Here is a 13,571-nt window from a genome sequence, read left to right as displayed (position 1 = left end):
GCGGTCAATGGATTACTAGCGGAAATGCGGCTCCTGAAGTGCGTTCCACAGCCTAGGGAAAAACTGGTCCAGAGAATTGGTCCAGATGACCTTGAATGCGAGATTTGGCAAGGCGAGGGCCCGCAACGGTGACCACGAGCACGCAAGCCCCTCGCCGCACCCGCATCCAGCAGGAAAAACGCGAACTGATCCTTGAGGCCGCGCTCGAAGTGTTTTCCACCAGCGGCTTCCGCGGTTCGACCATCGACCAGATAGCCGAAGCCGCCGGCATGTCGAAGCCGAACCTACTCTACTATTTCCGCCGCAAGGAAGACATCCACGAGACATTGATGGAACGGCTACTCGAAACCTGGCTGGCGCCGCTGCGGGAACTCGACGACATCGGCGATCCGATGACCGAACTCAGGAGCTACATCAGGCGCAAGCTGGAAATGGCGCGCGACTTTCCGCGCGAGAGCCGACTCTTCGCCAACGAGATCCTGCAAGGCGCGCCGCGTATCATGCCGCTGCTGGCGGGCGAGTTGAAGACGCTGGTCGACGAGAAAGCCGCCGTCATCAAGGGCTGGATGCGCGCCGGCAAGATCGCCCGGACCGATCCCTGGCATCTGATCTTCTCGATCTGGGCGACGACGCAGCATTACGCCGACTTCGATGTCCAGGTCCGCGCCGTGCTGGGGCCGAACCGTGGCGGCGACGGCCGCTTCGAGGACGCTGCCCGCTTCCTCGAGCAATTGTTCCTCGATGGGCTGAAGCCGAAGGCTTGATCCTACGACGGCTCACGCGCTGCGCCGTTCGGCCGGCATCGCCTCGAGCAATTGTTGAAGTTTGGCGATCGAGTTCTGCTCGGCGAGCGGTGTGTAGACGATCAGCCGCATGTCCGAGCCGTCGTCGATTGACAGGCTCATATGCTCGAAGGCCATCAAGCCCACCGTGGGATGCCGGACATGCTTCACGCCGGTCAGCCTGCGCGCCACGTCGCGCCGGGGCCACCGGTCACGGAACTCGGGACTTGAACTCATCATCAGCGCGATCAGCCGTTCGAAATCCGGATCGCCGACATATTTGGCGCTTTCGGCACGAAATGAAGCAAGCACCACGCGGGCGAGTTCTTCCCAGTCGACCAGCAGGCGGCGATGGTGCGGGTTGGTGAACACCATGTGGACGATGTTTCTGCTATCGCCCTCGAGCAGGCCGTAGTCGCCGAACACCGCCACGGCCGCGTCGTTCCAGGCAAGAACGTCCCAACGACGGCCAACGACATAGGCGGGCTGCAGCACCAGGCTTTGCAGCATGTGCAACAGCGTAGCGTCGACCTTTTCAGGCGCCGCCACACGACGCTCAGGCTGCTGGCGGCCGGCCAGGATGAACAGATGCCGCTTCTCGACGGCGTCGAGGCGCAAAGCCTCGCAGAGCGCCGCCAGCACTTCCACCGAGGGCCGCACGTCCCTGCCCTGCTCGAGCCAGGTGTACCAGGTGGTGCCGACACCGGCGATCATCGCCACTTCCTCGCGTCGCAGACCCGGTGTGCGCCGTCTGGGCCCCGTCGCGATGCCGGTGGCCGATGGCGCCAGCCTTTCCCGGCGCGACCGCAAGAAGGCGCCGAGTTCGCGCCGGCGGCTCTCGTCGGCTGATCGGGTGGAGGCAACGGGAGCGTTCATGCCGGTCATTATAGCAGTATTGATACCAGGATAAAGTTTGAACTGTTTGACATGGGCGAAGCGCTCCATCTTGCGTTCAGAGCAACAACAGGAGGCTCTGAACATGAAAGTGAAAGACAAGACCGTCCTCATCACAGGCTCGACCGATGGCGTCGGCCGCGTGGTAGCGCAAAGGCTGGGTGCCGCCGGCGCACGGGTGCTGGTGCATGGCCGCGATGCCACACGCGGAGACGCCGTCATCGCCGAGATCGAAACCGCCGGCGGCAAGGCAGAATTCTGTGCCGCCGACCTTGCATCGCTGGCCGAAGTCCGCCGGCTCGCCGCGACCGTTCGCGCACGCACCGATCGGCTCGACATCCTCATCAACAATGCCGGCGTCGGCACCGCCAGCGACGAACGACAGACAAGCGCCGATGGCTACGAGTTGCGCTTTGCCGTCAATTATCTCGCCGGCTTCCTGCTGACCTCGGAGCTTCTGCCGCTGCTGAAGGCGAGCGTCCCGGCACGCATCGTCAATGTCGCCTCCGCCGGCCAGCAGGCGATCGATTTCGGCGATGTCATGCTGACCCGCGGCTACAGCGGCGTGCGCGCCTATTGCCAGAGCAAGCTGGCCCAGATCCTGTTCACCGTCGATCTGGCCGGGCAGTTGAAAGGCAGCGGCGTCACCGTCAACGCGCTGCATCCGGCGAGTTACATGAACACCACCATGGTCCGCCAGGCGGGCGTGACGCCTTGGAGTTCGGTCGAGACCGGCGCCGAGGCTATCTTGAATCTCGCCACCTCGCCCGCGCTGGAAGGGCGCAGCGGCCTCTATTTCGACGGCCTGCAGGAATCCCGCGCCGACGCCCAGGCCTATGACGTCAAGGCAAGACAACAATTGCGAAGCCTGAGCCTCGACCTTGTCGGGCTGGCTTTCCCTGAAATGAAGGAACAGCATTCATGACCGACAGAACCGAACACACGGTGATCATCGGCGGCTCATCCGGCATCGGCCTGGCGACGGCGCGCAAACTGCTCGGCCCGGGCATGAAGGTCACGATCACCGGGCGCAACCAGGACAAGCTCGTCGGCGCCTGGAAAAGTCTTGGCGGCGCCGCCGACAAGGCTGCCTTCGACGCTTCGAAGCCGGATGAGGTGCGCCAATTCTTCGAGCGCCTCGGTCCGTTCGACCATCTCGTTCTGGCAGCAAGCGGTGGCAAGGGCCTCGGCCCGTTCCAGACCCTCGACCTCACCGATATCGCCGGAGGCGTCGACGAGAAGGTGCGGCCGCAACTCTCCTGCCTGCAGGCCGCCTTGCCGACGCTGAACAAATCGGGGTCGGTCACCTTCATCTCGGCGGTGTCGGCGCAGGTCGCGATGCCGGGCGTCGCCGGCATCGGCGCCATCAACGGCATGCTCTTGACCGTCGCGCCGATCCTGGCCGTCGAACTGAAGCCGCTGCGCGTCAACGTCGTGGCGCCGGGTGTAATCGACACGCCATGGTGGGACTTTCTGCCCGCAGAGCAGCGGCAGGCGGTCTTTGCAGAATATGCGGGGAAAACGCCGGTCGGCCGCATCGGCCGCGCCGAGGACGTCGCCTCGGCGATAGCCTTCCTCGTCTCCAACGGCTTCGTGACTGGCCAGGTGCTGACCTGCGATGGGGGCCTGCGGTTCGCGGCGTAAACGTTGGAGAGTTAAAGCGACTGGGCGACCAGCGTCAGAAACCCTCCGCTCAGCGCGACATCCCTTGAAACAGCAGGGGCGCCGCCTTTCCCCGCGGCGCCCCAATAGATGTCCGGACTGTCAGGCCGCCTTGGAGGCCGGCATCGGATGGATGGCGTGAAACGGAATGCAAAGCCGGTTCCAGGTGTTGATCATGCCGACCGCGACGGAGAGCTTGACCAACTCCTCTTGCGAGAAATGCTCCAGCGTGCGGGCGTAGAGTTCGTCCGACACGCCGTTGCTGGCGATCAGGGTCACCGCTTCGGTCCAGGCGAAGGCGGCGCGTTCGCGCTCGGAGAACAGCGGCGATTCCTTCCAGGCGGCGACGAGATAGAGCCGCTGCTCGGTCTCACCGTCGCGCCTGGCTTCGCGGCTGTGCATCTCCACGCAGAAGGAACAGCCATTGATCTGCGAGGCCCTGAGCTTGACCAGGTGCAGCAGGCTCACCTCCAGTCCACATTCGTCGACCGCCTTGTTGAGCGCCGACACAGCCTTCATGATCTCGGGCGCCTTGGCAAAAAACTGCAGCCTCTGTTTCATCGTCTTTCCTTTCGCATCCTTGGGAGGTAACTTAGGCTTGGTTGGTTGAACTGGGTTTTTGCCGCCGTTGATGGCGCTCGACAAAGGCGCAACTCGCGGCAAACGATCTGGGGTCGCCTTCCGCGGCGTAATCCGCCACGATGTCGGACAACTTCACCTCGGCGAGGGCTGCCCGGTAGGCGCGCTCCGCCTTCAGCATCGCCGCATTGATGCCGCAAGGTTTGACATAGGCAGAAGCATCGATCTTGATCGGACCGTTACGGCGGATCTCGCCGCAGCGAAAAGCCGGCTCGCGCCCTTCGATGGCGAGCACGATGTCGAGCAGCGTGATGCGTTCGGCAGCCCGTGCCAGCCGGTAGCCGCCGGCGGGACCCGGCACTGATTCCAGAATGCCGGACGCAGTCAGCATATTGAGGTGTTTGAGGAGATAGCTCGGCGACAGGCCAAAGGATTCCGCCAGCGCCGCGCCCGGCATCGTACTGTTGCCGTCGACGCTCGCCAGTGTCGCCGCGCAGTGGATGGCCGCCTCAACGCCCTCGCCCAGCTTCATAGTGCTAGTCTCCAATTCACCGATAAGACATATCCTGGATAAAAATTATCTGCAATAGCAAAATGGAAAAAGCGACGTCCGGAGACGCCGCTTTTGAAGGTTGCCCCTACTCCGCCGCCACCTTGGCCATCGGATTGTTCGGGTGCGTGGTCCAGTTTGCATAGACCGGCGACACCGGTCTGCCGGTGCGCTGGTCCAACGCGCCGGCCGCTAGCGGCTCCATGGTGATGCAATTGTCAACCGGGCAGACATTGACGCAGAGATTGCAGCCGACACATTCAGCTTCGATCACCTCGAAATGCCTGACCCCGTTGACCACGTTGGTGATCGCCTGGTGCGAGGTGTCCTCGCAGGCGATGTGGCAGCGGCCGCATTTGATGCAGGCGTCCTGATCGATATGCGCCTTGGCGACATAGTTGAGGTTGAGATACTGCCAGTCGGTGACGTTGGGCGTGGCGCGGCCGATGATGTCGTCGAGCGACCGGTGGCCCTTCTCGTCCATCCAGTTTTCGAGGCCGGCGATCATCTCCTGCACGATCTTGAAGCCGTAGGTCATCGCCGCCGTGCAGACCTGCACATTGCCAGCGCCCAGCGCCATGAATTCGGCGGCGTCCCGCCACGTGGTGATGCCCCCGATGCCTGAGATCGGCAGGCCGCGGGTTTCGGGATCGCGGGCGATCTCGGCCACCATGTTCATGGCGATCGGCTTCACCGCCGGGCCGCAATAGCCGCCATGCGAACCCTTGCCATCGATGGTCGGCATCGGCGCGAAACTGTCGAGGTCGACGCCGGTGATCGAATTGATGGTGTTGATCAGCGACACAGCGTCGGTGCCGCCGGCATGCGCTGCCCGCGCCGGCTTGCGGATATCGGCGATGTTGGGCGTCAGCTTGGTGATGACGGGCATGCGCGTATATTGCTTGCACCAGCGCACCACCATTTCGATATATTCCGGCACCTGGCCGACGGCCGCACCCATGCCGCGTTCCGACATGCCGTGCGGACAGCCGAAATTGAGCTCGATGCCGTCGGCGCCCGTCTCCTCGACCAGCGGCAGGATCGATTTCCAGCTTTCCTCGACGCATGGCACCATGATCGACGCGATGAGCGCGCGGTCGGGCCAGTCCATCTTGACCTGCTTCATCTCGCGAAGATTGGTCTGCAAATCGCGGTCGGTGATCAATTCGATGTTGTTGAGGCCGAGCAGGCGCCGGTCGGCACCCCAGATCGCGCCGTAGCGCGGGCCGTTGACGTTGACCACCGGCGGCCCCTCTTCGCCAAGCGTCTTCCAGACGACGCCGCCCCAACCCGCCTTGAAAGCGCGGATGACATTGTAGGCCTTGTCGGTCGGCGGCGCCGACGCCAGCCAGAACGGATTGGGCGATTTGATGCCGACGAAATTGTTTCTGATGTCAGCCATGACAGGTCCCTTTCAACGGAGACGAAGGAGCATTTCCACGGGTGCAAGACTGCCGCCCTCAAGCGCGGCGGTGAGATTGGTGATCTTGGTGCGGGCATCCTCGCCCATGACGAGGCCGACGCTTGGCGGCGGCTTTTTTCCCTCGGCCTGCGCGGCGGCCATGCGGGCACGCATGGTGGCGAAGAACTCGATGGCGAAAGCGCCGCGCGGGCGCTCGGCGGTTACCGAAAAGCCCCAGGCGGTCGCGGCCGCTCGATAATCAGCAGGCGTGGCGACGAACGACATGGTCGCGTCGGATGCCCATGGCAGCGGATAGGTCAGTGCCCCATCCTTGAGCCGCATCACGTCATAGACGGCAAAGACGCCGCCGGGCTTCAGCACGCGGGCGGCCTCGCTCATCAGCTTGGCCTTGTCAGGCAGGTTCATGCCGACATGCAGGATCATTGCCGCATCGAAGCTGGCCTTGGCGAACGACATGTCCAGCGCGCTGCCTTGCACGAAGCGCGTCTTGCCGGCCATTCCCACCCGCTTCGACAGGCTGGTCGCGATATCGACATAGCTTTGCGTCAGGTCGATGCCGGTGACATCGGCGCCGGCATTGGTCGCGGCAAAACGGGCCGGACCGCCGATGCCTGAACCGATGTCGAGAAGCCGGGCTCCAGGCTTCAGCCCCATCTGGTCGATGAGTTCCCGGGTGGCGGCGATGCCGCCAATGTGGAATTCGTCGACCGCTGCGAGATCGTCGGCGCTCAAATGGGCAATTTCCACGCCGGTGTCGGCAAGCGCGGCAAGAATCCGCTCCTCCAGGGCTGAAATCTCATAGTGACGGGCAATGCCCGGTTCCACCGTGGCCATGATCCTTATCCCTGGGTCAGGTTCCTGTGGATGCTTTCCGCCGCGTCGCGCCCTTGCGCCACGGCCGAAACGGTCAGGTCGTCGCCACCGAATATGCAGTCGCCACCGGCCCAGACCTTGGCCAGCGACGTGCGCCCTTGCGCGTCGACCTTGATGCGGCCGGCTTCAAGATCGATCGACGCCCCGCTGCCGTTGAGTGCAACCGGCACGAAACTCTGGCCGATGGCCTTGAACACCTGGTCGGCAACCAGCGTCAGCGTCTCGCCGGTGCCGGCAAGCCGCTCGCCGTCGAGCGCCGTGTATTCGAGTTCGATGGCACTGACCTTGCCGCTTTCGGTAATCACCCGCTTCGGCTGCAGCCAGTGACGGATGGTGACGCCATTGGCGGCGGCCAGGTCCTGCTCGAATTCGGAGGCGTTCATATGCTCCTGGCCGCGCCGGTAGCAGATCGTCACCTCCTCGGCGCCAAGCAGCTTCGACTGCACGGCGGCGTCGATCGCCGTCATGCCGCCGCCGATGACGACGACGCGGCGGCCGACCGGCAAGCCGGAGAGGTCGCTGGCCTGGCGCAATTCGGCGATGAATTCGACCGCATGGGTGACGCCGGCGGCATCCTCGCCATCGGCGCGCAGCGCGTTGACGCCGCCAAGCCCCATGCCGAGGAAGACGGCGTCGTAATTGCGGATCAGGTCGGAGAGCTGGTAGTCGCGGCCGAGCGTCTTGCCGTTCTGGATGTCGATGCCGCCGATCGCGGTGACATAGTCGACCTCGGCCTGGGCGAAGTTGTCGACGCTCTTGTAGGCGGCAATGCCATATTCGTTGAGGCCGCCCGCCTTCGGGCGCGCCTCCAGGATGGTCACGTCATGGCCATGGCGGGCGAGCCGGTGCGCGGCGGCAAGACCGGCCGGGCCGGCGCCGACGACGGCTACGGTCTTTCCTGTCGGCTCGGCACGCGGATAAAACTGCCTGCTCTCGCTCATCGCGACATCGGTGGCGTAGCGCTGAAGACGACCGATCTGGACCGGCTTGCCTTCCGCAACCTCGCGGACGCAAACCTCCTCGCACAGCGTCTCGGTGGGACAGACGCGGGCGCACATGCCGCCCAAAATATTCTGGTCGAAGATGGTCTTGGCCGACCCGATCGGGTTGCCGGTCGAGATCTGGCGGATGAACAGCGGAATGTCGATCGAGGTCGGGCATGCGTTCATGCACGGCGCGTCGTAGCAGAAATAGCAGCGGTCGGATTCGACCAGCGCCTCGTGATGGTCGAGCGGAGGATGCAGGTCGGAAAAATTGTCGGCGTATTGGTCGGGCAGAAGCCGGCCGCCGACAATACCGTCTTTGAACTGACCTTCTGGCATTCTCAGTTCCCCATCTTTTCGTTTTGGAGAAAGCTAGCACATTTTATTTTTTTATCAATTGGTCAATTTTTGGGGTAAGCCGTTGAAAGGACCGGAAGAAAATATGACAATTTTATTCATATTATGATGACGGTGACGCTGGGATGGGGCCGCCACCCCTGCCATTGCCGTGGATCGACCTGATCTCGTCGGCGACCAATTGCTGCAACGTCCAAAGATTGCGGTCGCGGATGCCGAATTCCTCGAGGTGGCTCACGGTGTTGTAAAGATATTCCGCCCCGGAGCCGACATGGCCGCAGGCGCGCGCCAGCACCCGTGCCACTGTCTCCAGCGGCTGCCCGAGCGAAGTGCCCCTGCCCGTCACCCCGACCCAGAAACCCAGCGCCCGCAGATGCCCTTGCGCCGTACGCACCGGGACCCACCTGACCGAAGCGACGCTCTCGTGATCGTCGATCTCGCGCCGCAACAGCCTTTCGATCCGAGCAGCCTTCTCCCCTTCCGGCAAACGATAGATCACACCATCGCACCGCCCACCGCGTTCCAGCGCCATCATCAATCCAGGCTGCGCGACGCTGCCGCGCCAGCGAACCATGTCGATGCAGAACGAGCGGTGCCAGCCATGGGCGGTGGCCCGCTTGCGTTCGACGGACTCGAAAGCCGGCTTCCAGATCAGCGAGCCATAGGCGAACACCCATAGCGGCCCCGCATCTGCTTCATCGGCGAGCCGCTCGGAAAGGACCCGGAAATCCTCGTCGCTCAGTTGCGTCCAGCTGCCGCTGGGCCCGGGATCGGCCTCCTCGCGATGGCACAGTGCGACAAGCTCGGCTGTGAGTGACATCTGCCGCATGGAACGACGACCCCTCCTCGGGGCCAAGCAAAGGCGAAAATCGCAAGACACGCACGATCGCCAGAGGGTGCGCCTTGCCGTTCCCGATTTCCAGCCCAGATGTCGGATTTCCGTCGTCAAGATCGTCCTGGGATGGATCGAACGACGATCGGTGCACAACGGTGAGGAGACCGACCATGCCACAATCCCCGATGCCCTTCTTCTGGTACGAACTGATGACATCAGACCTCGACGCCGCCGAGGCTTTTTACCCCGCCGTGGTGGGCTGGAAGGCCGAGCCCTTCGACAAGGTCCCAGGCATGCCGCGCTATGTCGTCATGAATGTCGGCGAGCGTGGCGTCGCCGGCCTGATGACGATGCCCCAAGATGCCGCCAAGATGGGCATGCCGCCGGCCTGGCTGGGCTACATCCACGCCCGCGATGTCGACGCGGCAACAGCGTCGCTGGAAAAGGCAGGTGGCGCCGTTCACCGCCAGCCCGACGACATTCCAGGCGTCGGCCGCTTTGCCGTCGTGGCCGATCCGCAAGGCGCGACCTTCATGTTCCTGCAGCCGAATGGTCCGGACCAGCCCGTCGTGCCAGCCAACACGCCTGGCCATATCGGCTGGCATGAGCTTTATACGAGCGACTGGAAGGCCGCGTTTGATTTCTATTCCGACCAGTTCGGCTGGGCCAATGCCGGCGAATTCGACATAGGGCCGATGGGCATCTACCAAACCTTTACCGCCGGCCCCGAATCCGGCGGAGGCATCATGAACAAGCCCGAGCAGATTCCGGTGCCGGTGTGGCAGTTCTATTTTAACGTCACCGGCATCGACGCGGCCGCAAAACGCGTCACCGACAATGGCGGCAAGATCCTGATGGGACCGATGGAGGTCCCCGGAGGCAGCTGGGTCGTGCAATGCCAGGATCCACAAGGCGCGCACTTCGCTTTGATGGCGCCGGTGCGATAAGCGCCCGCGTCAACCGCTGATATCATGCTTGCTGGCGTCGGCTCATTCCGGTGCCAGCACCGCGACCTTGAGGGTCTCTTTCTTGGCACCGCTGAACTGGACGGTGGCTTGGCCGGCCGCGAGCTTGAAGCGCACGCTTTTGCGGATGCCGGGGCAGGTCTTGACGCCGCTATAGCCGGACGATTTCACGGGTTTGCCGTCCTGGATGACATCGACCCAGGCCTCTCCCGACAGGCTGATCTGGATGGTCCCTTCCGGCGGCACCGCCACATTGGCGACAGCGCCGAACGTGCCCTGCGCGGGCGCGCGTTCGGGCGGCACCGGAAAGCCGGCCTTCTCGGCCGGTACCAGCGCCAGATCCGCGGCCTGCCCCACTGCCAGTGTCGCTCCGGACGGCGTTGAGGGCGCCGTTGCAAACAGCGCCTGTTCGCGCGTCACAGGCCATTTGAAGGCCTCGCAGCCGGCGTCCTCGGCCATGGCTAAGCTGGTACTCACAAGGATCGCGAACAGGCTGATGGCGGCTTTTTTCATGGCAAGAGGACCCACATGTCAAGAGCGTTCAAATCGGCGACTACAACCAATACAACCATACAGAAAAGAATGCAACCTAGACGAGAGCATAATGAAAGGTCAGGCCGGGGAACAGTTCCAATCACTAATTGTTGATGGCCGGCCCTGGGAAGTGAATGGTCCACCGCCGGGCAATAACCTATGGCCGATCCGAGAAGCTAAACGGAGTTTTGGATGAAGCTTTTCGATGGCCTTGCCAGATATCAGCCGCAGGCGCTCGGCGTCCTGCGCATCATGACCGCGCTGCAGTTCATCGAGCACGGCACGCAGAAACTGTTCAATTTCCCTGCCAGCGATCACGCAGCCACCGCGTTGAGCGGATTGCCGTTAGCAGCCGGCATCCTCGAATTCGCCGGCGGCATTCTGCTGGCGCTGGGCCTTTTCACGCGCCCGGTCGCATTCCTTCTGGCCGGCGAAATGGCGATCGCCTATTTCATGGCGCACATGCCGCGTGACTTTTTCCCGGTCAACAACAGCGGCGATTCGGCGATCTCGTTCTGCTTCATCTTCCTCTATCTGGTCTTTGCCGGCGCCGGCGCCTTCGCGCTCGACAACCGCCGGAGCGCGTGATCCCCGTGCGGGGGTGGTTCACCCCCGCATCCGTTCGAAATTCGCATCGAACAGCGGCGCCGCCTGCATGCGCGCCGCATGCCGCTTGCCGAGCAACTCGATTTCGAAGCCGTCGCTCTCGTCCGCGATCTCCTTCGGCACATAGCCGACAGCGACCGACTTCTTCGAATGATGGGCATAGCCGCCCGACGTCACCCAGCCGCGCACCGCGCCACCGAACCAGATCGGTTCGTCGCCAATGACATCGGCATCGTCGGCATCGACGATGAAGGCGCGCAGCCGCAACTTGCCGCCCTGTTTGCGCTCGGCCAGAGCCGCCGCCTTGCCGATGAAATCCGCGTCCTTGCCGTAGGCGACGAAACGATCGAGGCCGGCTTCCAGCGGCCCGTAGATCGGCCGGTATTCGCGCCCCCATGAACCGTAGTTCTTCTCCAGCCGCAGCGCGTTGAGCGCGCGCGAGCCGAACAGGCCGATACCGAATTCCACCCCCGCCGCCATCAGCGCCTGATACGCGGCACGTTGATATTCCGGCGCCACCCAGATCTCGTAGCCGAGATCGCCGGTGTAGCTGACGCGGCCGACCATGCACGGCGCCATGCCGACGTCCATCTTGCCGACTGCCATGAAGGGAAATGCCTCGTTAGATGTGCCGGAGCGCGTGGCTTTTGCCAGCACGTCCCTGGCCTTGGGGCCGGCAATCGACAGGCCGGTAAGCTTTTGTCCCAGCGCTTCGATATGAACCGAGCCATCATCAGGCAGATGCTGCTCGAACCAGCGCATGTGATATTGCTCGGCAATGCCGGAGCCGGCCAGGAACCAGCCCCCTTCTTCCCGATCTTGGGGGCTGAGATTGGCCAACGTGAAGTCGCCGATCAGCCTGCCGTCTTCCTTCAGCATCGGGGCGAGCGTCATGCGACCGGGTTTCGGCAGCTTGCAGGCGAGCATCCGGTCGAGCCAGGCCGCCGCCCCCTCGCCCGTCACCTTGTATTTGGCGAAGCTCGATATCTCCGATAAGCCGACGCCTGCGCGAACCGTGGCGACTTCGGCGGCGACATGGCTGAAGTCGCTCGAGCGCCGCCATGAGAACTCGTCCTTGACGCCTTCCGGCGCATACCAGAGCGGCACTTCCAGCCCGTAGGCGACGCCCCACTGAGCACCCTTGGCCGACAACAGGTCATAGACGGGCGAAGTCTTCAGCGGCCGCCCGGCCGGCAATTCCTCGTTCGGGAAGCGGATCGAAAAACGCCGGGAATAGTTTTCGCGCACCTTGGCGTTGGTGTAGGCCATACCAGCCCAGTCGCCGTAACGCGCCACGTCCATCGCCCAGATGTCGGCGCCGGGATCGCCCTCGATCATCCAGTTGGATAGCGCCAGACCAACGCCACCGCCCTGGCTGAAGCCGGCCATCACGCCACAGGCGACCCAGAAGCCCGGCAGGCCGCGCACCGGCCCGACCAGCGGGTTGCCGTCGGGCGCGAAAGTGAAGGGCCCGTTGATGATCTGCTTGATGCCGGTGTTCTGGAAGGCCGGGAAATGCCGGAAGCCGACCTCGAGCGACGGCGCGATGCGGTCGATATCCGGCGCCAGCAATTCATGGCCGAAATTCCACGGCGTCTGGTATTCTGACCATGGTTTGTTGGCCTTCTCATAAGTGCCCATCAGCATGCCGCCGCGCTCCTGGCGCAGATAGAGCTCGCCGTCGAAATCGACCGCATGGATGATTTCGGTGCCGGTTTTCTGGTTCCAGGCGGCAACCTCCGGCATGTCCTCGGTGATCAGGTACATGTGCTCCATCGCCAGCACCGGCAGTTCGAGCCCGACCATGCGGCCGACCTCGCGCGCCCACAGGCCGCCGGCATTGACGACATGCTCGGCCACCACCTCGCCCTTGTTGGTGATGACGCGCCACAGCCCGTCGGGACGGCGCACGATATCCTCGACCTTGGTGAAGCGCTCCACCTCGGCGCCGAGTTTTCGCGCCGCCTTGGCATAGGCGTGGGTGACACCGGAGGGATCGAGGTGGCCGTCCTCCTTGTTGCGGACGGCGCCGACGAATTGCTTGGGATCGAGCAGCGGCATCAGTTCGGCCGCCTCCTTCGGCGAGATTTCCTCCAGCTCGATGCCGAGATAACGGCCCTTGGCGACGACGCCGCGCAGCCAGTCGAGCCGCGCCTCGGTGGCCGCCAGAAGCACGCCGCCGGTCAGGTGGACGCCGGTCGCTTGTCCCGACAACTCCTCGATCTCCTTGTAGAGATTGATGGTGTATTTCTGCAGCTTGGCGACGTTGGGATCGCCATTGATCGTGTGCATGCCGCCGGCCGCGTGCCAGGTCGAGCCTGAAGTCAGCTCGTCGCGCTCCAGCAGCACGACGTCGGTCCAGCCATGACGGGCAAGATGGAACAGCACGGAACATCCGACGACGCCACCGCCGATGACTACGACCTTTGCATGCGATTTCATCGATTTTTCCCTGATATCAGTGAGTTGGGAGAGAAAGTGATGCGAAAGGACAGCGCCCGGCTCCCCTGCCGCGCGCCAACACCGCG

At 63.5% G+C, this 13,571-nt stretch carries 14 protein-coding genes; 5 read left to right on the top strand and 9 right to left on the bottom strand.

The genetic code is table 11. The features are described from left to right. The first annotated feature begins 128 nt into the window (after positions 1–128). A complete protein-coding gene (locus tag X742_RS168840; RefSeq protein ID WP_023769612.1) occupies positions 129–764 on the top strand; it encodes a TetR family transcriptional regulator C-terminal domain-containing protein in 636 nt (211 codons plus the stop codon). A gap of 12 nt (positions 765–776) precedes the next feature. Here the strand turns inward: X742_RS168840 and X742_RS168845 are convergent, their stop codons facing one another. Then, positions 777–1,658 carry a helix-turn-helix transcriptional regulator gene (locus X742_RS168845; RefSeq protein WP_023769611.1) on the bottom strand — a complete coding sequence of 294 codons (882 nt, stop codon included), beginning with the start codon at positions 1,656–1,658 and terminating at the stop codon, positions 777–779. 103 nt (positions 1,659–1,761) lie between these two features. Here X742_RS168845 and X742_RS168850 point away from each other — a divergent pair, with 103 nt between their 5' ends. Together X742_RS168850 and X742_RS168855 are read left to right on the top strand one after the other, a co-directional pair. Beyond that, on the top strand, positions 1,762–2,601 hold the full coding sequence (locus tag X742_RS168850) for an SDR family oxidoreductase (RefSeq protein WP_023769610.1): 840 nt from the start codon (positions 1,762–1,764) through the stop codon (positions 2,599–2,601). Continuing rightward, complete coding sequence (locus X742_RS168855; RefSeq protein ID WP_023769609.1) at positions 2,598–3,320, top strand: SDR family oxidoreductase; 723 nt, start codon at positions 2,598–2,600, stop codon at positions 3,318–3,320. Before X742_RS168850 ends, X742_RS168855 begins: the two co-directional genes overlap by 4 nt. A 120-nt stretch (positions 3,321–3,440) precedes the next feature. Here X742_RS168855 and X742_RS168860 read toward each other — a convergent pair whose 3' ends face one another. From X742_RS168860 to X742_RS168885, 6 genes are all read right to left on the bottom strand, one after another. Then, a complete protein-coding gene (locus X742_RS168860) occupies positions 3,441–3,899 on the bottom strand; it encodes a carboxymuconolactone decarboxylase family protein (RefSeq protein WP_023769608.1) in 459 nt (152 codons plus the stop codon). Positions 3,900–3,930: 31 nt separating this feature from the next. Next, entirely contained in the window at positions 3,931–4,449 is a 519-nt protein-coding gene (locus X742_RS168865) for an Rrf2 family transcriptional regulator (protein ID WP_023769607.1), read from the bottom strand. Positions 4,450–4,555: 106 nt separating this feature from the next. Beyond that, complete coding sequence (gene preA, locus X742_RS168870) at positions 4,556–5,869, bottom strand: NAD-dependent dihydropyrimidine dehydrogenase subunit PreA (RefSeq protein WP_023769606.1); 1,314 nt, start codon at positions 5,867–5,869, stop codon at positions 4,556–4,558. A gap of 12 nt (positions 5,870–5,881) precedes the next feature. Continuing rightward, positions 5,882–6,724, bottom strand: a complete 843-nt coding sequence (locus X742_RS168875) for a methyltransferase domain-containing protein (RefSeq protein WP_023769605.1) — start codon at positions 6,722–6,724, stop codon at positions 5,882–5,884. Between the two features lie 5 nt (positions 6,725–6,729). Beyond that, entirely contained in the window at positions 6,730–8,085 is a 1,356-nt protein-coding gene (locus X742_RS168880; RefSeq protein WP_023769604.1) for an NAD(P)-dependent oxidoreductase, read from the bottom strand. Positions 8,086–8,206: 121 nt separating this feature from the next. Then, positions 8,207–8,932, bottom strand: a complete 726-nt coding sequence (locus X742_RS168885; RefSeq protein ID WP_023769603.1) for a gamma-glutamylcyclotransferase — start codon at positions 8,930–8,932, stop codon at positions 8,207–8,209. Between the two features lie 176 nt (positions 8,933–9,108). On the opposite strand from X742_RS168885, the gene X742_RS168890 reads away from it, so the two are divergent. Next, a complete protein-coding gene (locus tag X742_RS168890; protein ID WP_023769602.1) occupies positions 9,109–9,885 on the top strand; it encodes a VOC family protein in 777 nt (258 codons plus the stop codon). A gap of 42 nt (positions 9,886–9,927) precedes the next feature. On the opposite strand, the gene X742_RS168895 is transcribed toward X742_RS168890, so the two are convergent. Then, positions 9,928–10,416, bottom strand: coding sequence for a hypothetical protein (locus tag X742_RS168895; protein ID WP_023769601.1), 489 nt, complete (start codon positions 10,414–10,416; stop codon positions 9,928–9,930). A gap of 213 nt (positions 10,417–10,629) precedes the next feature. Between X742_RS168895 and X742_RS168900 the strand changes: the two genes are divergently transcribed. Next, the gene (locus X742_RS168900; RefSeq protein WP_015317141.1) at positions 10,630–11,025 is read left to right on the top strand and encodes a DoxX family protein; all 396 of its coding nucleotides are present in this window, start codon (positions 10,630–10,632) and stop codon (positions 11,023–11,025) included. An 18-nt stretch (positions 11,026–11,043) separates the two neighbouring features. Here X742_RS168900 and X742_RS168905 read toward each other — a convergent pair whose 3' ends face one another. After that, complete coding sequence (locus tag X742_RS168905; protein ID WP_023769600.1) at positions 11,044–13,485, bottom strand: FAD-dependent oxidoreductase; 2,442 nt, start codon at positions 13,483–13,485, stop codon at positions 11,044–11,046. Positions 13,486–13,571 lie beyond the last annotated feature (86 nt).

The sequence above is a fragment of the Mesorhizobium sp. LNHC229A00 genome (genome assembly GCF_000502415.1).
Classification (GTDB): Bacteria; Pseudomonadota; Alphaproteobacteria; order Rhizobiales; family Rhizobiaceae; genus Mesorhizobium.
This window is presented reverse-complemented; position numbering and strand designations above follow the sequence as displayed.